Source organism: Geodermatophilus sp. URMC 62, assembly GCF_052931475.1.
Genome location: NZ_JBRFHY010000001.1, coordinates 3,933,368 through 3,958,625, shown reverse-complemented (window position 1 = coordinate 3,958,625; position 25,258 = coordinate 3,933,368). Strand labels below are relative to the sequence as shown.

At 74.5% G+C, this 25,258-nt stretch carries 21 protein-coding genes; 7 read left to right on the top strand and 14 right to left on the bottom strand.

What is annotated here, in order from left to right; translation table 11 throughout:
* Positions 1 to 1,490: 1,490 nt before the first annotated feature.
* The 9 genes from ACU616_RS19175 to ACU616_RS19135 all read right to left on the bottom strand — a co-directional run bounded on the left by ACU616_RS19175 (position 1,491) and on the right by ACU616_RS19135 (position 11,095).
* Positions 1,491 to 1,865, bottom strand: coding sequence for a metal-sulfur cluster assembly factor (locus ACU616_RS19175; RefSeq protein WP_446760008.1), 375 nt, complete (start codon positions 1,863 to 1,865; stop codon positions 1,491 to 1,493).
* Positions 1,862 to 2,356 carry a Fe-S cluster assembly sulfur transfer protein SufU gene (gene sufU / locus ACU616_RS19170; protein WP_446760007.1) on the bottom strand — a complete coding sequence of 165 codons (495 nt, stop codon included), beginning with the start codon at positions 2,354 to 2,356 and terminating at the stop codon, positions 1,862 to 1,864. The genes ACU616_RS19175 and sufU overlap by 4 nt, the downstream gene beginning before the upstream one ends.
* Entirely contained in the window at positions 2,356 to 3,687 is a 1,332-nt protein-coding gene (locus ACU616_RS19165; protein WP_446760006.1) for a cysteine desulfurase, read from the bottom strand. The genes sufU and ACU616_RS19165 overlap by 1 nt, the downstream gene beginning before the upstream one ends.
* Positions 3,684 to 4,487: a Fe-S cluster assembly ATPase SufC gene (gene sufC, locus ACU616_RS19160; protein ID WP_446760005.1), complete on the bottom strand. Its 804-nt coding sequence runs from the start codon at positions 4,485 to 4,487 to the stop codon at positions 3,684 to 3,686. Before sufC ends, ACU616_RS19165 begins: the two co-directional genes overlap by 4 nt.
* A gap of 15 nt (positions 4,488 to 4,502) precedes the next feature.
* Positions 4,503 to 4,856: a non-heme iron oxygenase ferredoxin subunit gene (locus tag ACU616_RS19155; RefSeq protein ID WP_446760004.1), complete on the bottom strand. Its 354-nt coding sequence runs from the start codon at positions 4,854 to 4,856 to the stop codon at positions 4,503 to 4,505.
* A gap of 3 nt (positions 4,857 to 4,859) precedes the next feature.
* Complete coding sequence (gene sufD, locus ACU616_RS19150) at positions 4,860 to 6,179, bottom strand: Fe-S cluster assembly protein SufD (RefSeq protein ID WP_446760003.1); 1,320 nt, start codon at positions 6,177 to 6,179, stop codon at positions 4,860 to 4,862.
* Positions 6,179 to 7,621: a Fe-S cluster assembly protein SufB gene (sufB, locus tag ACU616_RS19145; RefSeq protein WP_446760002.1), complete on the bottom strand. Its 1,443-nt coding sequence runs from the start codon at positions 7,619 to 7,621 to the stop codon at positions 6,179 to 6,181. Before sufB ends, sufD begins: the two co-directional genes overlap by 1 nt.
* Positions 7,618 to 8,451, bottom strand: coding sequence for a helix-turn-helix transcriptional regulator (locus tag ACU616_RS19140; RefSeq protein ID WP_446760001.1), 834 nt, complete (start codon positions 8,449 to 8,451; stop codon positions 7,618 to 7,620). The genes sufB and ACU616_RS19140 overlap by 4 nt, the downstream gene beginning before the upstream one ends.
* 109 nt (positions 8,452 to 8,560) lie before the next feature.
* Entirely contained in the window at positions 8,561 to 11,095 is a 2,535-nt protein-coding gene (locus ACU616_RS19135; protein WP_446760000.1) for an ATP-dependent Clp protease ATP-binding subunit, read from the bottom strand.
* Positions 11,096 to 11,304: 209 nt separating this feature from the next.
* Here ACU616_RS19135 and ACU616_RS19130 point away from each other — a divergent pair, with 209 nt between their 5' ends.
* Positions 11,305 to 12,234, top strand: a complete 930-nt coding sequence (locus tag ACU616_RS19130; protein ID WP_446759999.1) for a COX15/CtaA family protein — start codon at positions 11,305 to 11,307, stop codon at positions 12,232 to 12,234.
* A gap of 51 nt (positions 12,235 to 12,285) precedes the next feature.
* Here ACU616_RS19130 and ACU616_RS19125 read toward each other — a convergent pair whose 3' ends face one another.
* Together ACU616_RS19125 and ACU616_RS19120 are read right to left on the bottom strand one after the other, a co-directional pair.
* Positions 12,286 to 12,588, bottom strand: a complete 303-nt coding sequence (locus ACU616_RS19125; RefSeq protein ID WP_446759998.1) for a cold-shock protein — start codon at positions 12,586 to 12,588, stop codon at positions 12,286 to 12,288.
* Positions 12,589 to 12,618: 30 nt separating this feature from the next.
* Positions 12,619 to 13,533 (bottom strand): heme o synthase, encoded by a 915-nt coding sequence (locus tag ACU616_RS19120; RefSeq protein WP_446759997.1) that lies wholly within the window; start codon positions 13,531 to 13,533, stop codon positions 12,619 to 12,621.
* 326 nt (positions 13,534 to 13,859) lie between these two features.
* Here ACU616_RS19120 and tkt point away from each other — a divergent pair, with 326 nt between their 5' ends.
* The 6 genes from tkt to pgl all read left to right on the top strand — a co-directional run bounded on the left by tkt (position 13,860) and on the right by pgl (position 22,559).
* Positions 13,860 to 16,088: a transketolase gene (tkt, locus tag ACU616_RS19115; protein WP_446759996.1), complete on the top strand. Its 2,229-nt coding sequence runs from the start codon at positions 13,860 to 13,862 to the stop codon at positions 16,086 to 16,088.
* 86 nt (positions 16,089 to 16,174) lie between these two features.
* Positions 16,175 to 17,278 carry a transaldolase gene (gene tal / locus ACU616_RS19110; protein ID WP_446759995.1) on the top strand — a complete coding sequence of 368 codons (1,104 nt, stop codon included), beginning with the start codon at positions 16,175 to 16,177 and terminating at the stop codon, positions 17,276 to 17,278.
* Positions 17,275 to 18,888: a glucose-6-phosphate isomerase gene (locus tag ACU616_RS19105; protein WP_446759994.1), complete on the top strand. Its 1,614-nt coding sequence runs from the start codon at positions 17,275 to 17,277 to the stop codon at positions 18,886 to 18,888. The genes tal and ACU616_RS19105 overlap by 4 nt, the downstream gene beginning before the upstream one ends.
* Before the next feature lie 152 nt (positions 18,889 to 19,040).
* Complete coding sequence (gene zwf, locus ACU616_RS19100) at positions 19,041 to 20,558, top strand: glucose-6-phosphate dehydrogenase (RefSeq protein ID WP_446759993.1); 1,518 nt, start codon at positions 19,041 to 19,043, stop codon at positions 20,556 to 20,558.
* A gap of 40 nt (positions 20,559 to 20,598) precedes the next feature.
* Positions 20,599 to 21,744, top strand: a complete 1,146-nt coding sequence (locus tag ACU616_RS19095) for a glucose-6-phosphate dehydrogenase assembly protein OpcA (protein WP_446759992.1) — start codon at positions 20,599 to 20,601, stop codon at positions 21,742 to 21,744.
* The gene (gene pgl / locus ACU616_RS19090) at positions 21,741 to 22,559 is read left to right on the top strand and encodes a 6-phosphogluconolactonase (RefSeq protein WP_446759991.1); all 819 of its coding nucleotides are present in this window, start codon (positions 21,741 to 21,743) and stop codon (positions 22,557 to 22,559) included. The genes ACU616_RS19095 and pgl overlap by 4 nt, the downstream gene beginning before the upstream one ends.
* Positions 22,560 to 22,684: 125 nt before the next feature.
* Here pgl and ACU616_RS19085 read toward each other — a convergent pair whose 3' ends face one another.
* The 3 genes from ACU616_RS19085 to ACU616_RS19075 form a co-directional block, all read right to left on the bottom strand.
* Positions 22,685 to 23,026: an RNA polymerase-binding protein RbpA gene (locus ACU616_RS19085; protein WP_446759990.1), complete on the bottom strand. Its 342-nt coding sequence runs from the start codon at positions 23,024 to 23,026 to the stop codon at positions 22,685 to 22,687.
* A 141-nt stretch (positions 23,027 to 23,167) separates the two neighbouring features.
* A complete protein-coding gene (secG, locus tag ACU616_RS19080; RefSeq protein ID WP_446759989.1) occupies positions 23,168 to 23,401 on the bottom strand; it encodes a preprotein translocase subunit SecG in 234 nt (77 codons plus the stop codon).
* 35 nt (positions 23,402 to 23,436) lie between these two features.
* A complete protein-coding gene (locus tag ACU616_RS19075) occupies positions 23,437 to 25,257 on the bottom strand; it encodes an ABC transporter substrate-binding protein (protein ID WP_446759988.1) in 1,821 nt (606 codons plus the stop codon).
* Between the last annotated feature and the right edge of the window lies 1 nt (position 25,258).

The window sequence follows — 25,258 nt, the reverse complement described above, 5'->3', positions numbered from 1 at the left end:
CCCCGCGCCGGCCTGCTGCTCGCCGCCGCGATCGCGGGTCTGGGCCTCGCCCTCGCCGCACGGGAGACGCTGGCCCGGATCGCGCTGGCCACCACCGCGCCATGGTGGGTCGCCGGGGTGGCAGGCGGCCTGAGCGCCGCGGCGACCCCCGACGGCCCCGTCCGCTGGGTGCCGGCGGTCCTGACCGTCGCCGCCGCGGCCGTCCTGCTGCTGGTCCGGCTCGATCGTGCGGTGGAGCCGCTGCTCGGCCCGCCGCGGGCGGTGCCGGTGCTCGCCGGTCTGGTCGCCGGTGGCGCCGTGGCCGCCGCGCTGTCCACCGGCGGGCCGGTCGGGCTCCCCCTGGCAGGCCTGTTCGGGGTGTACCTGGTCGCGGTCGCCGCGGCCACGCTGACCGGCTGGCGGCGCGGCCTGCTGCTGCCCGCGGCCGGGGCGGCCGGGGGCGTGCTGGTCGCGCTCTCGGTCGGGCAGCTGGTCGCGGCCGCACGCTGGCCGGCGCTGGTCCTGCTGCTGGTGCTCACCGCGCTGCCCGTGGCCGGTGTGGCCCTCCTGCGTCGCGACGAGCGCCCGACCGCGGCGCCCACCGCGGTCGGCTGCCTGGCCGCGGCGGCGCTGCTGGCGGTGCCGGCGGGGCTCCTGGGGCCGGCCGCGTCCGCGGCCGCCCTGACCGCGTTGTTCGCCGCCACGCTGGCCGCCCGCCCGGGGATGGCCGCCGACGTCCGCGGTCCGACGGGCGCGGTGGGTGCCGGCTGTGCCGCCGCGGCGCTGGTCGTGCTCGCCGTCGACCACGCGTGGGGGCAGCTCGCCCTGCACCTGGCGGTGCAGGGGCTGCTCGGCCACGGGTGGGCGGTGCCGGTGGCCCGGCAGCCGGACCCGGGAGCGCAGGAGGAGGCCGCCGCGACCCGCCGGGTCGGCTCGGCCGAGCTGGTGGCCGCCGCCTGGACCTGCGCGGCGCTGGCCGGCGCGACGACGGTGGAGGCCTGGAGCCTGCCGGCCGCTGCCGGTCTGCTGCTGGGCGCCGGCCCACGGCTGTCCCGCGGCCCGTCCTGGCCACGTGGGGACCGGGCCTCGTCGTCGCGGCGGTGCCCTCGACGGTCGCCGCGGTCGTGCAGCCGGGCGCGCTGCGGCCGGTGCTGGTGCTGGTGCTGGCCGCGGCGGGGATGGCGGTGGCGGCGCGCGCGGCGGTGCGGGCGCCGCTGGTCGTCGGGGCCACCACCGCGGTGGCCCTGGCCCTGGGGCTGGTGCTGGTCGAGCTGCCGCTGCCGCTGGCCGGCGTGCTCGTCGTCGGCACGGCGCTGCTCGCCCTCGGTGCCCGCCGCGAGTCCCGGCCGGTCGCCGGCTTCGGCGCCCGGCTGCCGGAGCTGCGCTGAGGCTGCGCTGAGCTGCGGCCGGTGGCGTCCCGGCCGGGCGGTCCCCGGACGACGACTGCCCGCACCCCGAGGGGTGCGGGCAGTGTCGTGGTGCTCAGGCCGCCCCTGCGGAGCGGTCCTCGCTCAGACGCGGAAGCCGAGGGCGCGCAGCTGCTCGCGGCCGTCGTCGGTGATCTTGTCGGGGCCCCACGGCGGCATCCAGACCCAGTTGATCCGGATGTCGTCGACCAGACCGGGGCCGGGGCCGCCGGTCAGCGCGGTGCGCGCCTGGTCCTCGATGACGTCGGTCAGCGGGCAGGCCGCCGAGGTGAGCGTCATGTCTAGGATCGCGACGTTGTCGTCGTCGACGTCGATGCCGTAGACGAGGCCCAGGTCGACGACGTTGACGCCCAGCTCGGGGTCGACGACGTCGCGCATGGCCTCCTCGACGTCCTCCAGCAGCGCCGACTTGTAGGCCGGCAGCTCCGGCGTCGCCGCGTTCTCGGTGGTCTCGCTCATGCCTGTCCTCCAGTCGGGGCGGCGGTGGGGGCGGCGGACACGGGGGTGGCCGCCAGTGCGCGGGCGGAGGCGTCCTTGAGGGCCATCCAGCTCATCAGCGCGCACTTGATCCGCGCCGGGTACTTCGACACCCCGGCGAAGGCGACGGCGTCCTCGAGCTCGTCCTCGAGCTGCTCGGCCACGACCGTGTCGCCCTTGGACTGCATGAGCGTCATGAACGAGTCGCCGGTGGCCAGCGCGTCGGTGACGGAGCGGCCGACCACCAGGTCGTACATGGCCGAGACCGAGGCCTGGCTGATCGAGCAGCCCATGCCCTCGTAGGACACGTCGGCGATCGTCTCGCCGTCGAGGTGCACCCGCAGCGTCACCTCGTCCCCGCAGGTCGGGTTGACGTGGTGCACCTCGGCCTCGAACGGGTCGCGCAGTCCGCGGCCGTGGGGGTTGCGGTAGTGGTCCAGGATGATGTCCTGGTACATCGACTGCAGCTGCATCAGGCGGTTGCCTCCTCCGGCGTCACTCCGAAGAAACGCTGCGCGGCCCGCACACCTTCCACGAGCGCGTCGACGTCGTCGTAGCCGGTGTGCACGTAGAACGTGGCCCGCGTGGTGGCCGGGACGCCGTAGCGGCGGACCACCGGCCAGGCGCAGTGGTGCCCGACGCGGACGGCGATGCCGAGGTCGTCGAGCACCTGGCCGACGTCGTGCGGGTGGATTCCCTCGACGGTGAACGAGATCGCCCCTCCGCGGGCGACGGTGTCGGGCGGGCCGATCACGGTGACGCCGGGGATCGCCTGCAGCTGCTGGAGGGCGTACTCGGTCAGTGCCTCCTCGTGCGCCTGGACCCGGTCCATGCCGAGGCCCTGCAGGTACTCCACCGCGGCGCCGAGCCCGATCACCTGCGCGGTCATGGGGACGCCGGCCTCGAAGCGCTGCGGCGGCGGCATGAAGGTGCTGCCCTCCATGCGCACGACCTCGATCATCGACCCGCCGGTGAGGAACGGCGGCAGCGCGTCGAGGACGTCGTAGCGGCCCCACAGCACGCCGACGCCGGTGGGTCCGAGCATCTTGTGGCCGGAGAACACGAGGAAGTCCGCGCCGAGGGTGGTCACGTCGACCGGCTGGTGCGGCACCGACTGCGCGCCGTCGACGAGCACCAGCGCGCCGACCTCCCGCGCCCGGGCCACGATCGGCTCCAGCGGGTTGATGGTGCCCAGGATGTTCGACTGCTGGGTGACCGCGACCAGCTTCGTGCGCTCGTTGACCACGGTGGCGAGGTCGGAGAGGTCGAGGCGGCCGTCGTCGGTCAGGCCCAGCCAGCGCAGCGTGGCGCCGGTGCGCTCGCACAGCTGCTGCCAGGGCACCAGGTTGGCGTGGTGCTCCATCTCGGTCACGACGATCTCGTCGCCCTGCCCGACGGCGTACCGGCGGAACGACGGCTCCTTCGCCGTGGCGGCGTTGGACAGCGCGTAGGCGACGGTGTTGACCGCGTCGGTCGTGTTGCGGGTGAACACGACCTCCTCGACGGCGGCGCCGATGAACTCCGCGATCTTCGCCCGGGCCGCCTCGTAGAGGCCGGTGGCCTCCTCGGCGAGCTGGTGGGCGCCGCGGTGCGGAGCGGCGTTGTGGTTCTCGTAGAAGTCGCGCTCGGCGTCCAGGACGCTGCGGGGCTTCTGCGAGGTGGCGCCGGAGTCGAGGTAGACCAGCCGCTTCCCGTCGCGGACGGTGCGCGACAGGATCGGGAAGTCCGCCCGGATCGCCTCGACGTCCAGCGGGAGGGGCTGCTTCTGCGCCCCACCAGCGGGACGCGAGACGGTCTGGGTCATGCGGATGCCACCTCCGAGGCGGCCTTCTCGGCGCTCGCCTGTTCGTTGGAGTCCTTGACATAGGCGGCGTAGCCCTCGTCCTCGAGCTTGGCCGCCAGCTCGGGGCCGCCCTCGTCGACGACCCGGCCCGCGACGAACACGTGCACGAAGTCGGGCTGGATGTAGCGCAGGATCCGCGTGTAGTGGGTGATCAGCAGGACGCCGACGTCACCCTCCGCGCGCGTGCGGTTGACGCCCTCGGAGACGACCCGCAGCGCGTCGACGTCGAGGCCGGAGTCGGTCTCGTCGAGGATCGCGATGCGCGGCTTGAGCAGCCGCATCTGCAGGATCTCGTGGCGCTTCTTCTCACCACCGGAGAAGCCCTCGTTGACGTTGCGCTCGGCGAACGCCGGGTCCATCTCCAGGCCGGCCATCTCGGTCTTGACGTCCTTGACCCAGGTGCGCAGCTTCGGGGCCTCGCCCTTGACCGCGGTGGCCGCGGTGCGCAGGAAGTTCGACACCGAGACGCCGGGCACCTCGACCGGGTACTGCATGGCCAGGAACAGGCCGGCGCGGGCGCGCTCGTCGACGGTCATCGCGAGGACGTCCTCGCCGTCGAGGGTCACCGTGCCGCCGGTGATCGTGTACTTGGGGTGGCCGGCGATCGAGTAGGCCAGGGTCGACTTGCCCGAGCCGTTCGGCCCCATGATGGCGTGCGTCTCACCCGACCGGACGGTCAGGTCGACGCCGCGGAGGATCTCCTTGGCGTCGTCCCCCTCGCCCACGCTGACGTGCAGGTCGCGGATCTCCAGAACCGACACTTCTCTTCTCGCTCCTCAGCTGCCTGACGCCAGCGGGAGGCGGCCGGTGCTCTTGGTGTCGACCAGCACGTCCTCCCCTTCCAGGCGCACGGGGTAGACATCGACCGGCTCGGTGGCCGGCAGGTTGGTGGGCTCGCCGGTGCGCAGGTCGAAGCACGACCCGTGCAGCCAGCACTCGATGGTGGGGGCGCCGTCGACGGTCTCGACGTCGCCCTCGGACAGCGGGACCTCGGCGTGCGAGCAGACGTCCTGCAGTGCGTAGACCTCGCCCTCGTACCGGACGACGGCCACGTCGACGTCGGCCAGCTCGATCCGCAGCGCACCGTCCTCGGGCACCTCGGACAGTCCGCAGACCCGCTCGAAGGCCATGGCTCAGGCCACCTCGACCGGCTGCTCGTCGAGGCCGGGCAGGGCGCCCAGGCGGGTCTCGATCGAGCGCATCAGCCGGTCCTGCAGCGCGTCGACCCCGATCTGGGAGACGACGTCGGCGAAGAAGCCGCGCACCACCAGGCGGCGGGCGGTCTCGGCGTCGATGCCGCGCGAGCACAGGTAGAACAGCTGCTCGTCGTCGAAGCGGCCGGTGGCGCTGGCGTGGCCGGCGCCGACGATCTCGCCGGTCTCGATCTCCAGGTTGGGCACCGAGTCGGCGCGGGCGCCGTCGGTGAGCACCAGGTTGCGGTTGAGCTCGTAGGTGTTGGTGCCGGTGGCCGACGGGCGGATCCGCACGTCGCCGATCCACACCGTCCGCGCGCCCTCGCCCTGCAGCGCGCCCTTGTAGAGCACGTTGCTGGTGCAGTTGGGCACCGCGTGGTCGACCCAGAGCCGGTGCTCCTGGTGCTGCGTCTCGTCGGAGAAGTAGACGCCGAGCAGCTCCGCGGCCCCGCCGGGGCCGGCGTACTGCACGTTGCTCACCAGCCGGACCAGGTCGCCGCCCAGGGTGACCACGACCTGCTTGACGGAGGCGTCCCGGCCGACGACGGCGTCGAACTGCCCGGCGTGCACCGCGCCGGGGGCCCAGTCCTGCACCGACACGACCGTCACCTGCGCGCCGTCGCCCACGAGGACGGCGACGCCACCGGCGTAGCGCGCCAGGCCGCTGTGGTCGAGGACGACGGTGGCCCGCGCGAACGCGCCGACCTCGATCACGAGCTGGCCCCAGACCACCTCGTCGGACCCGGTGCCGGTCAGGCCGAGGGTGACCGGGCGGTCGAGCTGCGCCTCCCGCGCGATGCGGACGACGACGGCGCCGCCGCTGCGCTGGCGGGCCAGCGCAGCCAGCCGGTCGGCCGGCTCGGGCAGGCCCTTGAGCAGCGGGTCGTCGGCGTCGACGCCGGCCAGCTCGGCGCCCTCGGGCAGGTCGGTCTCCCACGCGAGGGAGGCGTCGGACGGGGCGCCGTCGAGCAGCGGGCGGATCCGGCGCATCGGGGTGAAGCGCCAGGTCTCCTCGCGGCCGGTGGGCACGCCGAAGGCGTCCGGGTCGGTCGAGGTGAACCGCTCGGCCGGCGAGCCGGTCGGCGCCGTCCCGCCGTGCGAGTGCGCGCCCGGGGCGGCCTGCCCGGCGGTGCCGGTGCCGGTGGCGGGCACCGCCGGGGGGCCGGCCTGTGTGCCGACGCCCTCGCCGAACAGCTCGCCGGCGAGGGTCGCCGACTCGGTGGTGAGACCGGTGGTGCTGGGGGCGTTCTGGTCCGGCATCAGCCGACGGCACCTTCCATCTGCAGCTCGATCAGGCGGTTGAGCTCGAGGGCGTACTCCATGGGCAGCTCGCGGGCGATCGGCTCCACGAACCCGCGCACCACCATCGCCATCGCCTCGTCCTCGGACAGGCCGCGGCTCATCAGGTAGAAGAGCTGGTCCTCGCTGACCCGGGAGACGGTCGCCTCGTGGCCCATCGCGACGTCGTCCTCGCGGACGTCGACGTAGGGGTAGGTGTCCGACCGGCTGATCGTGTCGACCAGCAGGGCGTCGCACTTGACCGTGGACCTCGAGCCGTGCGCGCCCTCGTCGATCTGCACGAGGCCGCGGTAGGAGGTGCGGCCACCGCCGCGGGCCACCGACTTGGAGACGATGGTCGAGGAGGTGTTCGGCGCGGCGTGCACCATCTTGGCGCCGGCGTCCTGGTGCTGGCCCTCGCCGGCGAAGGCGATGGACAGGACCTCGCCCTTGGCGTGCTCGCCGGTCATCCACACGGCCGGGTACTTCATGGTGACCTTGGAGCCGAGGTTGCCGTCGATCCACTCCATGGTCGCGCCCTCGTGGGCGATCGCCCGCTTGGTGACCAGGTTGTAGACGTTGTTCGACCAGTTCTGGATGGTCGTGTACCGGCAGCGCGCGTTCTTCTTGACGATGATCTCGACGACCGCGGAGTGCAGCGAGTCCGACTTGTAGATCGGCGCGGTGCAGCCCTCGACGTAGTGCACGTAGGCGCCCTCGTCGACGATGATCAGCGTCCGCTCGAACTGGCCCATGTTCTCGGTGTTGATCCGGAAGTAGGCCTGCAGCGGGATCTCGACCTGCACGCCCTTCGGCACGTAGATGAACGAGCCACCCGACCACACCGCGGTGTTCAGCGCGGCGAACTTGTTGTCGCCGGAGGGGATGACCGTGCCGAAGTACTCGCGGAACAGGTCCGGGTGCTCCTTGAGGGCGGTGTCGGTGTCGAGGAAGACGACACCCTGCTCCTCGAGGTCCTCGCGGATCTTGTGGTAGACGACCTCGGACTCGTACTGGGCCGCGACACCGGCGATCAGCCGCTGCTTCTCCGCCTCGGGGATGCCCAGCTTGTCGTAGGTGTTCTTGATGTCCTCGGGCAGCTCGTCCCAGGAGGCGGCCTGGGCCTCGGTCGAGCGCACGAAGTACTTGATGTTGTCGAAGTCGATGCCGGAGAGGTCCGAGCCCCAGTCGGGCATGGGCTTGCGGCCGAAGAGCTTGAGGGCCTTGAGGCGGCGCTCGAGCATCCACTCGGGCTCGCTCTTGCGCGCCGAGATGTCCCGGACGACGTCCTCGGAGAGGCCGCGGCGGGCGGAGGCCCCGGCGACGTCGGTGTCGGCCCAGCCGTACTGGTAGCGGCCGAGCTGGTCGATCTGCTCGTCCTGCGTCAACGGCGTGCCGGCCACCGGCTGCTGCGTGCTGGTCATGCGGGCGTCCTCTCCCGGTCGTTCGTGGGGGTGGTGCTGGTGGACGGTGCGGTGCGCGGCGATCGCGCTGCCCGCTCACCTGGTACAGGGCCCGCGAGCGGGGATCTGTTCCTCCCGCGGGTGCGGTCCTGGCCACTGCCGGCCGGGACCGGCCCCGGCCGCCGCGGGCCGGGGATGTGCGTGGTGCAGACGCCGTCGCCGTGGGCGATCGTGGCCAGGCGCTGCACGTGCGTACCCACCAGCCGGCCGATCACCGCCGTCTCGGCCTCGCACAGCTGCGGGAACTCCGCCGCGACGTGCGCCACCGGGCAGTGGTGCTGGCAGAGCTGCCCGCCGCCGGAGATCGCCGAGGCCGAGGCAGCGTAGCCCTCGGTCGTGAGCGCCTCGGCCAGGGCCTGCGCACGGTCGACGGGGGCGCCCGAGGCGCGGGCCACGGCGTCGGAGGCACGCTGCTCGAGCCCGGCCAGCTGCGCCTCGGCGACGGCGCGGACGGCGTCCGGCCCGCCGTAGGCGGCGACGTGGCGCAGGGCGGTGAGGGCCAGGTCGTCGTAGGCGTGCCCGAAGCCGGAGCGCCCGGCGTCGGTGAGGTGGAAGCGGCGGGCGGGCCGGCCCCTCCCCCGGCGCGTGCCGGGGGCGGCGCGCTCCTCGACCCGGCCGCGCGCGGCCAGGGCGTCGAGGTGCCGGCGCACGGCGGCCGGGCTGATGCCGAGCCGGCCGGCCAGCTCGCTGGCGCTCTGCGGACCGTGCTCGAGCAGCAGCGCGGTCACGCGGTCGCGGGTGCGGACGTCGTCGGCCCGCACCGTCCCCACCTGCCCCGCGTCGCTTTCCACAACACGATTGTGTCCTATTTCGGGAGGCCTGCAACCAAGGTCGCCCTAACCCGTGCGGCCCCCGACCGTCCAGGTCGGGGGCCGCACGGGGCAGGTCACGACAGGGAGGTCACCGCTGGCCGGCCACCTCCGCGCCGGCGACCTCGAGGTCGAGCGCGCCGTCGCGGACGCCGACGGTGACCTGGCGCCCGGCGCCCACCCGGCCGTCGAGCAGCAGCCGCGCCAGCGGGTTGTCGACCTCCCGCTGGATCGCCCGGCGCAGCGGCCGGGCGCCGAACTGCGGCTCGAAGCCGCGGTCGGCGATCCAGGCGACGGCCTCGTCGGTGAAGGCGACCTCGATGCCCTGGGCCGACAGCCGGCGGCGGGTCTCGTCGAGCAGCAGCCGCGTGATCTGCTGCAGCTGCTCGCTCTCCAGCTGCTGGAACACGACGACCTCGTCGATCCGGTTGAGGAACTCCGGCCGGAACGACTCGCGCAGCCGCCGCACCAGGCGGTCCCGCAGCCCGGCGTCGGCCGCCGCGCCGTCGCCGGTGCCGAAGCCCAGCGGGGCGTTGCGGCCCTGGATGAGCTCCGAGCCCAGGTTGCTCGTCATGATCAGCACGGTGTTCGTGAAGTCGACGGTGCGGCCCTGGGAGTCGGTGAGCCGGCCGTCGTCGAGCACCTGCAGGAGGGTGTTGAAGACGTCGGGGTGCGCCTTCTCGATCTCGTCGAGCAGCACCACCGAGTAGGGACGGCGGCGCACGGCCTCGGTGAGCTGGCCGGCGTCCTCGTAGCCGACGTACCCGGGCGGGGAGCCCACCAGGCGGCTGACGGTGTGCCGCTCCTGGAACTCGCTCATGTCCAGCCGCACCATCCGGTCCTCGTCGCCGAAGAGGGCCTCGGCCAGCGCGCGGGCCAGCTCGGTCTTGCCGACGCCGGTCGGGCCGAGGAACAGGAAGCTGCCGATCGGCCGGTCGGGGTCACCCAGGCCGACGCGCGAGCGGCGCACCGCCTCGGCCACCACGCGGACGGCGTCGTCCTGGCCGACCACCCGCTGGTGCAGGCGCCCCTCCAGGTCGAGCAGCCGCTGCACCTCCTCCTGGGTCAGCTGGGCCACCGGGATGCCGGTCTGCCGGGAGACCACCTCGGCGATGTCCTCGACGCCCACCTCCGGGACGCCGGACTGCCCGCCGCCGGACCGCGCCTGCTCGATGCGCGCCTGCGCCTCGGCGAGCTGGTCGCGCAGCTCCGAGGCCCGCTCGTACTGCTCGGCCGCGACCGCCTGGTCCTTCTCCCGCTGCAGCCGCTCGACCTCCTGCTCGAGGCCGCGCAGGTCGGTGGGCGGGGTCTTCACCCGCCGGCGGACCCGCGCGCCGGCCTGGTCGATGAGGTCGATCGCCTTGTCGGGCAGGTGCCGGTCGGTCACGTAGCGGTCGGAGAGCTCCACCGCGGCGCGGACCGCCTCGTCGGTGAAGCGCACCCCGTGGTGCGCCTCGTACCGGTCGCGCAGCCCGCAGAGGATCGACACGGTGTCCTCGACGCCGGGCTCGCTGACGAGGATCGGCTGGAACCGGCGCTCCAGCGCCGCGTCCTTCTCGATGTTGCGGCGGTACTCGTCGAGCGTGGTCGCACCGATGATGTGCAGCTCGCCGCGGGCCAGGGCCGGCTTGAGCATGTTGCCCGCGCCGCCGGAGCCCTCGGAGGAGCCGGCGCCGACGACGGTGTGCAGCTCGTCGATGAAGACGATCACCTCGTCGGAGTGCTCGCGGATCTCGTCGATGATCTTCTTGACCCGCTCCTCGAAGTCACCGCGGTAGCGGGTGCCGGCGACCAGGCCGGTCAGGTCGAGCTCGACCAGCCGCCGCCCGCGCAGCGTCTCGGGGACGTCGCCCTCGACGATCTGCGCGGCGATGCCCTCGACGATCGCCGTCTTGCCGACGCCGGCCTCGCCGATGAGCACCGGGTTGTTCTTCCGCCGCCGGGACAGCACCTCGACGGTCTGCTCGATCTCCGCCTCGCGGCCGATGACCGGGTCGATGCGGCCGTCGCGGGCCATCTGGGTCAGGTCGCGGCCGAACTCGTCGAGCGTGGGGGTGTTCGACGAGCCGGGCTGGCCGGGCCCGCCGGGGCGCCCGCCGCCGGGCTGGGGACTCCCGGTCGCGGCCTGCTGCAGCGCCTCCGGGGTGACGCCCCGCTCGCGCAGCACGCGCCCGCCCGGGGAGTCGGGGTTGACGGCCAGGGCGAACAGCAGGTGCTCGGGGCCGATGTAGGTCGAGCCGAGCGCGCGGGAGACGCGGTGCGCGTCGAGCAGGGCCCGCTTGGCGGCCGGGGTGAGCGACGGCGGCTCGTCGCGGGGCTCCCCGCGCTGCAGCTGCGGCTCCAGCTGGGCCCGCAGCTGGTCGGGGTCCAGGCCGGTGCGGGCCAGGAACTGGCGGGTCGTCTCGTCGCCGGTCATGGCCCACAGCAGGTGCTCGGTGTCGAGGTCGGCGCTGCCGCCGGCCACCGCCTGGTGCGCCGCGGCGTTGACCAGCTCGCGCGCCTGCTGGCTGAGGAACTGGGTGATGTCGATGCGCTGCCGCTGCGGCTGCTGCCCGCCGCCGATGAAGCGGGAGAAGAAGTCGTCGAAGGGGCTGCCGTAGGGGCCCGGGTAGAAGGGGGTGGTCATGCCTCACGTCCAAGGGGGTCGGAGCGGTCGGTGGGCCCTGCCGGAGGGCTCCCGCTGAGGGAGCCCGTACCCGGATGGCCGCACCGACACCGGGAGCGGCGCGTGCGCCGCTGGCACCCGGTAGAGCACGGGAGGCCGGCCCGCGCTTCCGCCCTGTGATCCGCCCTCGGCGAACGGGCGGTGCCCGCCGGCGCGGCTAGCATCGGGACGTGCAGGTCACCCCCTCGCTGGTCTCGCGGGTCGCCCTCGTCAACCTGGTCGCCAACGGCGCGATCGTCGTCACCGGCGGCGCCGTCCGGCTCACCGGTTCCGGGCTGGGCTGCCCGACGTTCCCCACCTGCACCGAGGAGAGCCTGGTCACCACGCCCGAGATGGGCGTCCGGGGCGTCATCGAGTTCGGCAACCGGACGCTGACCTTCGTGCTCGCCGCCGTGGCCCTGGCCGTGGTCGTGGCGGTCTGGCGGTCTGCGCGCCGCGACCTGCGCCCGCTGGCCCTGCTCAGCTTCCTCGGCATCCCCGCCCAGGCGGGACTGGGCGGCATCACGGTGCTCACCGGGCTGAACCCCTGGACCGTCGCCGCGCACTTCCTCATCTCGACGGTGCTCATCGCGATCGCGGCCGTGCTGTGGCTGCGGTCCCGGGAGCCCGGCGTCGGCCAGCCGGTCGTCCGCCGTCCGCTCGCCCTCCTGACCGGCGGGATCGCCGCGGTGACCGCCGCCGTGCTGGTGCTGGGGACCCTGGTGACCGGCAGCGGGCCGCACAGCGGCGACGTCGACGTGAACGACGTCCCGACCGGCGACCGCATGGGCTTCGACCTGAGGGCGATCAGCCAGCTGCACGCCGACGTCGTGTTCCTGCTCGTCGGGCTGACCGTGGCGCTGCTCGTGGCGCTGTACGCCACCGACGCCCCCGGCCGCGTCACGCGTGCCGCCCGCGACCTGCTGGTCGTCCAGCTGCTGCAGGGGCTGGTCGGCTTCGCGCAGTACTTCACCGGGCTGCCGGTGGTGCTGGTCCTGCTCCACATGCTCGGCGCGGTGCTGATCACCGTGGCCACCGCCCGGCTGGTGTGGTCGGTCCGTGGCCCGGCGAGCGAGCAGCCGCTCGACGCCCCCGCCGTCCCCGCCGCCGTCACCCGCTGAGACCCCGGACTCCCGAGCACCTGGGGCGCACGGGGCCCGTCGGTCAGGGGCTCAACGCGGGTCGTCGTCGAGGGTCAGGCTCAGCGTGCTGGTGTAGGCGCCCCCGAGCGGCTCGACCGACGCGTCCACCGGCTCGGACCCGGCCGGCCAGACCCGCACCGCGCGGTGTGCGTAGCCGTCCTGCACCGCCGTCTCGTGCTCCAGCTCGACCTCCTGGCCCGGCCTCAGTGTGCGGTAGCCGGGGACGAGGACGTGGCTGAAGTGGACCCAGCAGCCCCCGGGCGTCTCCGGGGAGTCGACGACGCCCCAGCCCTCGGCGTCGCGCCAGACCCGCACCGTTCCCCGCGTCGTCATGCGGAGAGCATCGCTGACGCCGTCGGCGGGTCAGACGAGGACGTCGACGGCGATCGCGATGGACAGCAGCGTCATGTGCGTGATCGACACCGAGAACAGCTTCATCGGCCGGTCGGGCACCGCGGCGCGGATCCGGTTCAGCCACTGGTGGGACTCGGCCACGTACCACGCGCCGAGGAGGCCTCCCCCGATGGCGAAGGCCCAGTTCAGGACCGGGGTGACCGACCCCATGAGCAAGGTGGCCCCGAGGGTCGCCCACGCCCACGCGACCGACTGCCGCCCGACGCTCGCCGGGCCGGCGACCACCGACAGCATGGGGACGCCGGCGCGGGCGTAGTCGTCGCGGTACCGGCTGGCCAGCGCCCAGAAGTGCGGCATCTGCCAGCAGAAGACGACACCGAAGAAGGCGAGCGCCGGCCAGTCCAGCGACCCGGTCACCGCCGCCCACCCGATGAGCACCGGCGCCGCCCCGGGGAAGGCCCCGAAGACGGTGTTGTGCCGGGTCCGGCGCTTGAGCACCATCGTGTAGACGACGGAGTAGGCCAGGATGGCGACCGCGGCCAGCGCCGTGGCCAGCGGCGTGGTGGCGACCCAGAGCAGGGCCAGCGAGGCCACGGCGAGGACCGCCCCGAACACCAGGGCCGCCCGCGGGGACACCACCCCGGAGGGGATCGGCCGGTTGCGCGTGCGCGACATCAGCCGGTCGATGTCCCGGTCGTACCAGCAGTTGAACGTGTTGGCCGCGCCCGCGGCGAACATGCCGCCGACCATCGTGGCGGCCACGAGCTGCCAGGAGGGCCACCCGTCGGCGGCCATCATCATCGCCGGCAGCGTCGTCACCAGCAGCAGTTCGACGAGCTTGGGCTTGGTGAGCGCGACGTAGGCGCCCACCACCTCGGACAGGCGGCGGGCGGAGACGACCGGTCGCTCGGAGACGGCCGTCACCGGACGGTCTCCCCCGTGCGCGGGCGGCAGGGCACCACCGGGCAGGACGGCAGCACGGAGGTCCCTTCAGACCGGCGACGGAACGGATCCCACTGTAGCCCGCGGCCACGGCGGGGACGGCCCGGGATGACTAGGGTCCGATCACGTTGACGCCGGGGGGACAGCGGGTAGGGCCGTCGGCGACGACGACGGAGGTCTCGGGTCACCGATGCCCGGAGGCACGGCGCCCTGCCGGGCACCGCACCGCGTCATCCGCCCGGGAGCACGGGACACCCCGGTCCCCGGGCGGCCCTGTCCACGGCCGATCTCGAGGAGCAGCGCCCGACATGACCACTCAGGCCAACGACACGAAGAGCACCGAGTCCGAGGCCCCGGCCGAGGCCGCCACCGACTCGCCCACCGGCTCTCCGCGCCAGCCGCACCCGACGCTGCCCGAGGGCTTCGGCGATCTGGACCGCCGCGCCGTCGACACCGCGCGCGTGCTGGCCATGGACGCCGTCCAGAAGGTCGGCAACGGGCACCCCGGCACCGCGATGAGCATGGCGCCCACGGCCTACCTGCTCTTCCACAAGTGGCTGCGGCACGACCCGAGCGACCCGAACTGGGTCGCCCGGGACCGGTTCGTCCTGTCGATGGGCCACTCGAGCCTGACCCTCTACGTCCAGCTCTACCTCTCCGGCTACGGCCTCGAGCTCGAGGACCTGCAGGCGCTGCGCACCTGGGGCTCGAAGACCCCGGGCCACCCCGAGGTCAACCACACCCCGGGCGTCGAGACCACGACCGGCCCGCTCGGCCAGGGCGTCGGCAACGCCGTGGGCATGGCCATGGCCGCCCGCCGCGAGCGCGGCCTGCTCGACCCCGACACCCCCGAGGGCGAGAGCGTCTTCGACCACACGATCTGGGCCTTCGCCTCCGACGGCGACCTGGAGGAGGGCGTCAGCGGCGAGGCGTCGTCGCTGGCGGGCACCCAGCAGCTGGGCAACCTGGTGCTGGTCTACGACGACAACAGGATCTCCATCGAGGACGACACGAACGTCGCGTTCACCGAGGACGTCGGCAAGCGCTACGAGGCCTACGGCTGGCACGTCCAGCACGTCGACGACGGCGAGGACCTGGCCGCGGTCGACGCCGCGTTCGCCGCCGCGAAGGCCGAGACCGGGCGCCCGTCGATGATCGTGCTGCGGACGATCATCGGCTGGCCGGCGCCGAACAAGCAGAACACCGGCGCCGCGCACGGCTCCGCCCTCGGCGAGGACGAGGTGCGGGCCACCAAGGAGATCCTCGGCTTCGACCCCGGGCAGACCTTCCAGGTCGACGACGAGGTCATCGCCCACGCCCGCTCGGTCGTGGAGAAGGGGCAGCAGGAGCACGCCGAGTGGCAGCAGCGCTTCGACGCGTGGGCGCAGTCCGAGCCCGAGCGGGCCGCCCTGCTCGACCGCATGCGCGAGCGCCGGCTGCCGGAGGGCTTCGCGGACGGGCTGCCCACCTTCGACGCCGACCCCAAGGGCGTGGCCACCCGCAAGGCGTCGGGCAAGGTGCTCGCCGCGCTCTACCCGGCGCTGCCCGAGCTGTGGGGCGGGTCGGCCGACCTGGCGGAGAGCAACAACACCGCCGTCGAGGGCGAGCCGTCGTTCCTGCCGGCCGACCGCCAGACGAAGATGTGGAGCGGCGGCCCCTACGGGCGCACCCTGCACTTCGGCGTCCGCGAGCACGCCATGGGCTCGATCATGAACGGCATCGCGCTGCACGGCGGCACCCGCGTCTACGGCGGCACCTTCCTCACCTTCTCCGACTACATGCGCGGCGCGGTGCGGCTGGCCGCGCTCATGCAGCTGCCGGTCACCTACGTGTGGACGCACGACTCGATCGGCCTGGGCGAGGACGGCCCGACCCACCAGCCGATCGAGCACTTCGCCGCGCTGCGCGCCATCCCCGGCCTCGACGTCGTCCGCCCGGCCGACGCCAACGAGGTGACCGTCGCCTGGCGGACGGTCCTGGAGAACAACGACCGCCCGGCCGGCCTGCTGCTGTCGCGGCAGAACCTGCCGGTGTTCGACCGCTCGCAGATGGGGTCGGCCGAGGGCACCGCCCGCGGCGCCTACGTGCTGGCCGACGCGAGCACCGGGCAGCCGGAGGTGATCCTGCTGGGCACCGGCTCGGAGGTGCAGATCGCCGTCGCCGCCCGCGAGCGCCTGGAGGCCGACGGCGTCCCGACCCGCGTGGTGTCGGTGCCCTGCGTCGAGTGGTTCGCCGACCAGGACCAGGCCTACAAGGACGAGGTGCTGCCGCCGTCGGTCCGCGCCCGGGTGAGCGTCGAGGCCGGCGTCCCCATGGGCTGGCGGGAGTTCGTCGGCGACGCCGGCCGGATCGTGGGCCTCACCCACTACGGCGCCAGCGCGGCCTACTCGGTGCTCTACGAGGAGTTCGGGCTGACCGACGAGGCCGTCGTCGCCGCGGCCCGCGAGAGCATCGAGGCGGCCCGTTCCGGGAACGCCGTCCCCGCCGGACCGGTTGCAGCGACCGGCGGGCTCCCCCACCCGACCGGCGACCGATGAAGGACCCCGCTGCCCCCACCGCTCGCAGGCTCGCGGCGGGACCCTGCAGCGGGGCCGATCCTCACCCATCTAGAAGGGCAACCGACATGGCACAGAACGAGAAGCTGGCCGAGCTGTCGTCGGCAGGGGTCGCCGTCTGGCTCGACGACCTCTCCCGCGACCGCATCCGCAGCGGGAACCTGCAGTCGCTGGTCGACGAGTACTCCGTCGTCGGCGTCACCACCAACCCGACGATCTTCGCCGCGGCGATCAGCGGGTCGGAGTCCTACGACGACCAGCTGCACGCCCTCGCGGTGCGGGAGGTGAGCGTCGAGGAGGCGCTGCGGACGATCACCGCCGCCGACGTCCGCGACGCCTGCGACCTGCTGGCTCCGGTCGCGCAGCGGCAGCCCGGCGACGGCCGGGTGTCGCTGGAGGTCGCCCCCGGCCTGGCCCACGACACCGACGCCACCGCGGCCGAGGCGGCGCACCTGTGGTGGCTGGTGGACCGGCCCAACCTGTTCATCAAGATCCCGGCCACCCAGGAGGGGCTGGCGGCGATCACCACCTCGATCGCCCGGGGCATCAGCGTCAACGTCACCCTCATCTTCAGTCTCGAGCGGTACCGCGCCGTCATGGACGCCTACCTCTCCGGGCTGGAGCAGCGGCTGGCCGACGACGCCGACGCCGACCTGTCCGGCATCGCCTCGGTGGCGTCGTTCTTCGTCTCCCGCGTCGACACCGAGATCGACAAGCGCCTGGAGAAGGCCGGCGCCGACCACCTCAAGGGCAAGGCGGCGCTGGCCAACGCACAGCTGGCCTACCAGGCCTACGAGGAGGTCTTCTCCTCCGACCGCTGGAAGGCGCTGGAGGCGAAGGGCGCCCGCCCGCAGCGGCCGCTGTGGGCCTCGACCGGGGTGAAGAACCCCGAGTACACCGACACGCTCTACGTCAGCGAGCTCATCGCCCCCGGCACGGTCAACACGATGCCGGAGAAGACGATGAAGGCCTACGCCGACCACGGCGAGGCCGGCACCCCGGTGCAGAAGACCTACGACGACGCCGCGGCCACCATGCAGGCGATCGCCGACGCCGGGGTCGACCTCGACGACGTCTTCCGCGTCCTGGAGGACGAGGGCGTGCAGAAGTTCGTCGACTCGTGGGACGAGCTGACCGCCTCGGTGCGCGAGCAGCTGGAGGACAAGGCGTGACCCTGGAGGTCTCCTGCCGCGGTCTCGAGGTCCCGGAGGTCGTCCGCACCCGGCTGGCCGGCGACGACGTCGCCGCCCGACTGGTCGCCGAGGACGCCACCCTCTGGGGCCCCGAGGCCGAGCACGAGGCCTCCGCGCTGCTCGGCTGGCTCGACCTGCCGGCGACCAGCCGGGAGCTCCTCGCCCGGCTGACCGCACTGCGCGCCGAGCTCGCGGACGAGGGCCTGGACCGCGTCGTCCTCGCCGGGACCGGCGGCGCCGCACTGGCGGCCGAGGTCGTCTGCCGGACGGCGGGCGTGCCACTGGTGGTGCTCGACAGCACCGACCCCGGCCAGGTCGCCGCGGCGATGACAGACCTCGACCGCACCGTGGTCGTGCTCGGCCCGGGGTCCGGCGACCCGGTGGAGACCGACAGCCACCGGCGCGCGTTCCTCGCCGCCCTCACCGCGGCGGGGCTGGACGAGGCCCAGGTCGGCCGCCGGTTCGTCGTCGTCGCCGAGCCCGGGTCGGCGCCGGCGGAGACGGCGGCGGCGATGGGCGCCCGTGCGGTGTTCCTCGCGGCCCCCGACGCCGACGGCCGCTACGGCGCGCTGTCGGCCTCCGGCCTGGTCCCCGCCGCGCTGGCCGGCGTCGACGTCGCCCCGCTGCTCGAGGACGCCGCCGACCTCGCCGAGCACCTCACCGAACCGCGCAACCCGGCCCTGGAGCTCGGGGTGGCGATGGGCGCGGGCTTCCGCACCGGCCGCGACAAGATCGCACTGGCCGACGGCGGCCCGGGCGGCGACGGCACCCGGATCGAGGGTCTCGGCCCCTGGGTCGAGCAGCTGGTCGCCGGGTCCACCGGCAAGCAGGGCCGCGGGCTGCTGCCCGTCGTCCTCGAGTCCGTCACCGCCCCCGGTGCGGCGGCGCCGGACGCGCTGCTGGCCGTCGTCGGCGGCGACCCGGTGGAGGGCCGGCCCTCGATCGGCGTCACCGGCCCGCTGGGCGCGCAGTTCCTCGGCTGGGAGTACGCGACGGCGGTGGCCGGACGGGTGCTCGGGATCAACCCGTTCGACCAGCCCGACGTCGCCGGGAGCGCGGCGGACACCGCCCGCGTCCTGGACGACGGCCTGCCCGCCGAGCGGCCGGTGGCGACGGTGGGCGCGGTGCAGCTGCACGCCCCGGGCGGTGTGCTGGACGGGGTCGACCTGTCGCGGACCGACGCCCTGACCCTGGCCCTCGACGCGCTGCTGGCCGCGGTCCCGCCGCGGGGCTACCTGGCGGTCACGGCCTTCCTCGACCGGGACGCCGACGCCCGCGCCGGAGAGCTGCGGGCCGCGCTGGCCCGGCGGACCGGGCACGCGGTCACCTTCGGGTGGGGGCCGCGGTCCCTGCACGCCACCGGCCAGTACCACCGGGGCGGACCGCAGGTCGGCGCGTTCCTGCAGGTCACCGGAGCGGTGGAGCAGGACCTCCCGGTGCCCGGCCGGCCGTGGTCCTTCGGCGCGCTGCAGGCCGCCCAGGCCGCCGGCGACCGGCGGGCGCTGGCCGAGCGCGGGCGCCCCCTGCTGCACCTGCACCTGACCGACCGGTCGGCAGGCACCGACCAGCTGCTGCGCGCCCTCAGCTGAGGCCGCCCCGGACCGGGCCAACCCGCCTCGCCCCCGACCCGTTTCGCCCCGACTCACTCCGCCCCCGACTCACTCCGCCCTCGACCCACACAGCGCCCGGCCGGGAGCCGTCTCCCGGCCGGACGCCCCGGCTCCACCCTCGAGGAGGGTCCATGATCCCCAACCCGCTCCGGGACCCGCGCGACCGGCGGCTGCCGCGCGTCCCCGAACCGTGCGCGCTCGTGGTCTTCGGCATCACCGGGGACCTGGCCCGCAAGAAGCTCCTGCCGGCCGTCTACGACCTGGCCAACCGGGGGCTGCTCCCCACCAACTTCGCGCTGCTCGGCTTCGCCCGGCGCGACTGGGGTGACCAGGACTTCGCCGAGCTGGCCCGCGACGCCGCCCGCAAGGCCGCCCGCACCGAGTGGCGCGAGGAGGTGTGGGAGCGGCTGGCCGCCAACGTCCGTTTCGTCCAGGGCTCCTTCGACGACGACAACGCCTTCGACGCGCTCGCCAACGCACTCGCCGACCTGGAGAGCAGCCACGGCATCGGCGGCAACGCGGCGTTCTACCTGTCGATCCCGCCGGCGATGTTCCCGGTCGTGCTCAAGCAGATGCAGCGCACCGGCATGGCCGAGAGCACCGCCGACCGGTGGCGCCGCGTCGTCGTCGAGAAGCCCTTCGGCACCGACCTGGCCTCCAGCCGCGCGCTGAACGAGCTGGTCGACTCGGTGTTCAGCGCCGAGGACGTCTTCCGCATCGACCACTACCTGGGCAAGGAGACCGTCCAGAACCTGATGGCGCTGCGCTTCGCCAACGAGCTGTTCGAGCCGGTGTGGAACGGCCACCACGTCGACTCGGTGCAGATCACCATGGCCGAGGACGTCGGCATCGGCGGCCGCGCGGGCTTCTACGAGAAGACCGGCGCGGCCCGCGACGTGCTGCAGAACCACCTGCTGCAGCTGCTGGCGCTGACCGCGATGGAGGAGCCGGTCGAGTTCTCGGCCGACGAGATCCGGACGGAGAAGCTCAAGGTGCTGCGGGCGGTCTCGCTGCCCGAGGACCTGCGCACCTTCGCCGTCCGCGGGCAGTACGAGCAGGGCTGGCTGGCCGGCCAGCGGGCCAGGGGCTACCGGCAGGAGGAGGGCGTCGACCCGCACTCCACGACCGAGACCTTCGCCGCCGTCCGGCTCGGCGTGGAGACCCGCCGCTGGGCCGGGGTCCCCTTCTACCTGCGCACCGGCAAGCGGCTGCCGCGCCGCGTCACCGAGATCGCGCTGGTGTTCAAGCGGGCACCGCACCTGCCCTTCGCCGACACCGACACCGAGGAGCTGGGCAACAACCAGCTGGTCGTGCGCGTGCAGCCCGACGAGGGGGTCACCCTCAAGTTCGGGTCGAAGGTGCCCGGCAGCGTCATGGAGGTCCGGGACGTGTCCATGGACTTCCTCTACGGCGAGCAGTTCACCGAGTCCAGCCCCGAGGCCTACGAGCGGCTGCTGCTCGACGTGCTGCTCGGCGACGCCACGCTGTTCCCCCGCAACGCCGAGGTCGAGGCGTCCTGGTCGGTCATCGACCCGCTCGAGGCGTTCTGGGCCGGCAGCACCCCGGAGCCGTACCGGGCCGGCGAGTGGGGCCCGCGCGCGGCCGACGACATGCTCGCCGCCGAGGGCCGCCGGTGGCGGCGTCCGTGAACCCGTCCCACGAAGCCCACCACCCAGACGAGGAGACGCCGTGACGACGCTGTGGGACACCACCGGCTCGGCCGTGGTGAAGGAGCTGGCCGCCCAGCGGCGGACCGGCGGCGCGGTGCTGTCCGGGGTCGCGCTGACGCTGGTCGTCGTCGCCGACGAGAGCCGGGTCACCGAGGCCGAGGAGGCGGCCACGACGGCCGCCGAGCAGCACCCCTGCCGGATCCTCGTCGTCGTCCGGCGGCAGATCGAGGCGCCGGTACCGCGGCTGGACGCCGAGGTGTCGATCGGCGGCCGGCTGGGCCCCGGTGAGGCCGTCGTCATGCGCATGTACGGGCGGCTGGCGCTGCACGCCGAGTCGGTCGTGCTGCCGCTGCTGGCCGCCGACGCGCCCGTGGTCACCTGGTGGCACTGCGACGCGCCGACGCAGCTGACCACCGACGCGCTGGCGGTCATCGCCGACCGGCGGATCACCGACAGCACGACGGCGGCCGACCAGCTGCGGGCGCTGCGCACCCGCGCCCAGGACTACGCCCCCGGCGACACCGACCTGGCCTGGACCCGCGCCACCCCGTGGCGGGCGACCCTCACCTCGGCCCTGGACTCGGTGTCCGGCCGCCGCGGTGACGCCGTCCAGGTGCTCGGCGGCCAGGTCGAGGGCGAGCCGGGCGCGGCCACGGCACGGCTGCTGGCCGGCTGGCTGCAGTCGCGCTGCGGCTGCCCCATCGACGTCGTCCCCACTCCCCGCCACTCCGGCCCCAGCGGCGTCGACGCGGTCGTGCTGCAGCTGGACCAGCACGAGGAGGTCCGGGTCCACGCCGACCGCCGCGGCGGCGCGGTGATCAGCCAGCCCTACCGGCCCGACGCCACCATGGCGCTGCCCGAGCGCCCGCTCGGCGACCTGCTCGGCGAGGAACTGCGGCGGCTGGACCCCGACGAGCCCTACGCCGAGGCGCTGGAGGCCGCCACCGGGATCTCCGGCCTGGTCGGCCGGGAGTCGGTCCGCGCGCACGTCTGGGTCGACCCGGCCGAGCACAAGGACGCCCCGCTCGCCGGGGACCAGGTCGGGCAGAACAGCCCGCACGGTGCGGCGCCGACCGTGCCCCTGGATTCCGAGGGTGCCGACGAGGTCGCGCAGCACGGCGAGCAAGACAGCCCGGACCCGACCGCGCCGGAGACCGTCCGGTGACGCAGTCCCCGGGGGACCGCATCGTCGCCCGGCTGGCCGAGCGGACCGACGGGCCGGTGCCCGACGTCGTCGTCGAGCCCGACGCCGAGGTGCTGGCCCGGGCGGCCGCGGCCGCCCTCGTGGCCCGGCTCGCCGCGGCGCAGGCGGTGCACGGGACGGCGTCGGTGGTGCTGACCGGCGGCGGCGTGGGCACCGCGGTGCTGCGGCAGGTGGCGCAGCTGGCCGAGGAGCCGGCCCCCGGTCAGCAGGTCGACTGGACGGCGGTCGACGTGTGGTGGGGCGACGAGCGCTTCGTGCCCGCCGACGACGACGAGCGCAACGAGAAGGGCGCCCGCGAGGCGCTGCTGAACCGGGTCGGGGTGCCCGCGGAGCGGGTGCACGCGATGCCCGCCTCCGACGCCGGGTTCGACGGGCCCGAGGCGGCCGCGGAGTGGTACGCCGGGCAGCTGGCCGCCGCGGCCGGCGAGGGCCCGCTCCCGCGCTTCGACGTGCTGCTGCTGGGGATGGGACCGGAGGGCCACGTCGCGTCGATCTTCCCGCACTCCCCCGCGGCGACCGACGAGCGGCCGGTGGTCGCCGTCCGCGACTGCCCGAAGCCGCCGCCCACCCGGGTGAGCCTCGGCTTCACCGCGATCGCCAGTGCCGAGGAGGTGTGGCTGCTGGTCTCCGGCGAAGGCAAGGCCGACGCGGTGGCGAGCGCGCTCGGCGGCGCGGCGCCCGTCGACCTGCCCGCCGCGGGCGCCCGCGGCCGCCGGGCCACGCGCTGGCTGCTCGACGCCGCGGCGGCCGGCCGGTTGCCCGGCGCCGCGGACTGACCGGCGGGGTGCGCCCGGTCCACGGGCGATGATCAGGTGACCTGGTCGTCGAGTGTCCTACCGCACCGTGGGACGTCGGGGAGGACACCGCGCGATCAGGTCACCTGATCGTCGCGGCGGGCCGCTCAGGCGCCGCGGCGGGCCCGGAGCTTGGCGAGGGCCTCCTCGAGCAGGGCGTCGCCGTCGGCGTCGCTGCGCCGCTCGCGGACGTAGGCGAGGTGCGTCTTGTAGGGCTCGGTGCGCGGCGCGGGGGGCGGGGCCTGCTCGTCCTGGCCGGCCGGGAGACCACACCGCGGGCAGTCCCACAGCTCGGGCACCTCGGCGTCGGTGGCGAAGGCCACCCGCGTCTCGTGCCCCTGGCTGCACCAGTAGCCGATGCGGTTGCGCGGCGCTGCTTCCCCGCGTTCCGCCTCCCCCATCGGACCCGCACCGACCCGCGTACCCCGGATCGCATTGCCACCAGCCACGAGCGCCCCCTCAGGACCCGACCTGCTCCGCGACGTGCCATGACGTCGTCGCGCGGCGCCGTCTCACCGCCGGGGCAGTCTATGGCCTGGGGGGTGTCCCCCCGATCACGTTTTCGCCGCAACACCTGCGGATCGTGACGCTCAGATCTTCAGCAGGATGCCGAGCGTGACGATGCACACCGCCCAGATCAGGCCGGTGAACACGGTGAGCCGGTTGAGGTTCTTCTCCACGACCGAGGACCCGGACAGCTGCGAGGACACCGCGCCGCCGAACATCGAGGACAGCCCGCCCCCCTTGCCGCGGTGCAGGAGGATCAGCACCACGAGCAGCACGCTGGCGAGGACCAGCACCACGTTGAGGACGAGCTCGAACATGGGTCCAGGGTAGCCGGTGGCGCCGGGCGCTCCGGTCAGCGCACGCCCGCGGTGGCCAGGTCGTAGCCGGCGTAGGGCCGCATGACGACGCCGTTGTGCAGCCGCTGACCGGCCAGCAGCTGCAGGCGCGTCTCCACGAGCGGCACGTAGGCGTGCGTCGCCCGGGCCGCGGTGGCCACCTCGCGCCACGCCGCGCGGGCCGCCCCGGCGTCGGGGGCCTGGCGGGCGGCGTCGACCAGGCCGGACAGCGCCGGGTCGGTCAGCCGGGCGTAGTTGGTGTTGCCGACCGCGCTCACCGACCGGCCGTCGGCCAGCGGCACCAGGAACGACCCGGGGGTCGGGAAGTCGGCGGTCCAGGTGGCCAGCACGATGCCGTAGCCGTTGCGGGCCACGTTGTCCGGGCTGCCGACGTCGGTGGCGTAGAAGCTCGCCGCCGGGAGCGGGCGCACCTCGGCGAGGATGCCGACGGCCTCCAGCTGCCCGGCGACCGCGTCGGCGACCGCGATGCTGGTCGGCGCGTCGGGGACGGCGAGCACCGTGCGGAAGCCCTGCGGCTGCCCGCAGGCGGCGAGGGCGGCGCGGGCGGCGTCGGGGTCGGGACCCGGGTCGGGCTCCTCCGGGCCACCCGGGATCGCGCGCGGCCACAGCTGCGAGGTGCGCACCGCGTGGTCCGCGCCCAGCGCGGCGTCCTGCACGGCGCGCCGGTCGATGGCGGCGGCCACCGCGGCCCGGCAGTCGGCGTTGCCCATCGGCGCCACGTCGGTGGGCAGGGCGAGCATGCGCACCGCCCCGCTGGTCACGTCGTCGACCCGGTCGGTCAGCGGCACCTCTCCCCCGGCGCCCTCGGCCAGGCGGGCGGTGGTGGCGGTGTGCACGCCCGTGCCCGAGACGTCGACGTCGGCCGACCCGGCGAGCAGCGCCTGGTCGCGCTCGAGGTTGGACATCCCGGTGCGGACGACGACGCGGTCGGGCAGCGCGGAGCGGACGGGGTCGGCCGCGCGGTCCCAGTTCGGGTTGCGGTCGAGGACGATGCCGGTCTCGGCGTCGACGGTGGTCACCGCGTAGGGACCGGAGGAGACGGGGTCGCGGCCGTAGTCGGCGCCGGTGTCGTTCTCCACCGGCACGGGGCTGCTCGAGGGCAGCGCCAGCACGTAGGGGAAGTCGGGCTGGGCGGCGCGCAGCCGGAAGACGAGCGTGAGGTCGTCCGGCGTCTCCACGGCGGCCAGGCCCAGCTTGCCGGGGTCCTCGTCCTGGTAGGGCCCGGCGTAGGGGTCCTCCGGGTCGTCGAGCAGGTCGACGACGTAGGTGGGCCCGCCGACGACGACGTCGGAGGCGAAGGACCGCTCGATGCCGTACTTGACGTCGCGGGAGGTGATCGCCCGCCCGTTCTCGAAGCGGGCGCCCTCGCGCAGGGTGAACGTCCAGGTCAGCCCGCCGTCAGTGGTGGTGCCGAGGTCGGTGGCGAGGTCGGGCACCAGGTCGCCGGTGCTGCCGGGCTCGGAGGAGTAGGTGACCAGCGTGCGGGTGTAGAGCCGCATGAGGTTCCACACGCCCGGCTGGTAGGAGCGCTGCGGGTCGAGGCTGTCGACCTCGCCGGTGACCACGCGCAGCGTCCCGCCGGTGGCCTCGGAGGCCGAGCGGACGCCCTCGACGCCGGCGTCGGGCCCGTCGCCGAGCACGGGCACGCCGGCGGCGCCGTCCCGGCTCGCGCCGCAGCTGACCGCGAGGACGACGACGAGCACGACGACGCCGACCAGGGCGAGCACCCGTCCGGCGGTGCCGCGCAGCCAGGCGGCCCGGCGGCCCGGGGGTCGGGTGGGCGTGCTCCCGGAGGAGCGCTCGCGCGTGCTGTCCACC

Coding starts and splice junctions, on each gene's coding strand:
- ACU616_RS19175 (WP_446760008.1), bottom strand. CDS start 1,865: ATGAGCGAGACCACCGAGAACGCGGCGACGCCGGAGCTGCCGGCCTAC.
- sufU (WP_446760007.1), bottom strand. CDS start 2,356: ATGCAGCTGCAGTCGATGTACCAGGACATCATCCTGGACCACTACCGC.
- ACU616_RS19165 (WP_446760006.1), bottom strand. CDS start 3,687: ATGACCCAGACCGTCTCGCGTCCCGCTGGTGGGGCGCAGAAGCAGCCC.
- ACU616_RS19155 (WP_446760004.1), bottom strand. CDS start 4,856: ATGGCCTTCGAGCGGGTCTGCGGACTGTCCGAGGTGCCCGAGGACGGT.
- sufD (WP_446760003.1), bottom strand. CDS start 6,179: ATGCCGGACCAGAACGCCCCCAGCACCACCGGTCTCACCACCGAGTCG.
- sufB (WP_446760002.1), bottom strand. CDS start 7,621: ATGACCAGCACGCAGCAGCCGGTGGCCGGCACGCCGTTGACGCAGGAC.
- ACU616_RS19135 (WP_446760000.1), bottom strand. CDS start 11,095: ATGACCACCCCCTTCTACCCGGGCCCCTACGGCAGCCCCTTCGACGAC.
- ACU616_RS19125 (WP_446759998.1), bottom strand. CDS start 12,588: ATGACGACGCGGGGAACGGTGCGGGTCTGGCGCGACGCCGAGGGCTGG.
- tkt (WP_446759996.1), top strand. CDS start 13,860: ATGACCACTCAGGCCAACGACACGAAGAGCACCGAGTCCGAGGCCCCG.
- tal (WP_446759995.1), top strand. CDS start 16,175: ATGGCACAGAACGAGAAGCTGGCCGAGCTGTCGTCGGCAGGGGTCGCC.
- zwf (WP_446759993.1), top strand. CDS start 19,041: ATGATCCCCAACCCGCTCCGGGACCCGCGCGACCGGCGGCTGCCGCGC.
- secG (WP_446759989.1), bottom strand. CDS start 23,401: ATGTTCGAGCTCGTCCTCAACGTGGTGCTGGTCCTCGCCAGCGTGCTG.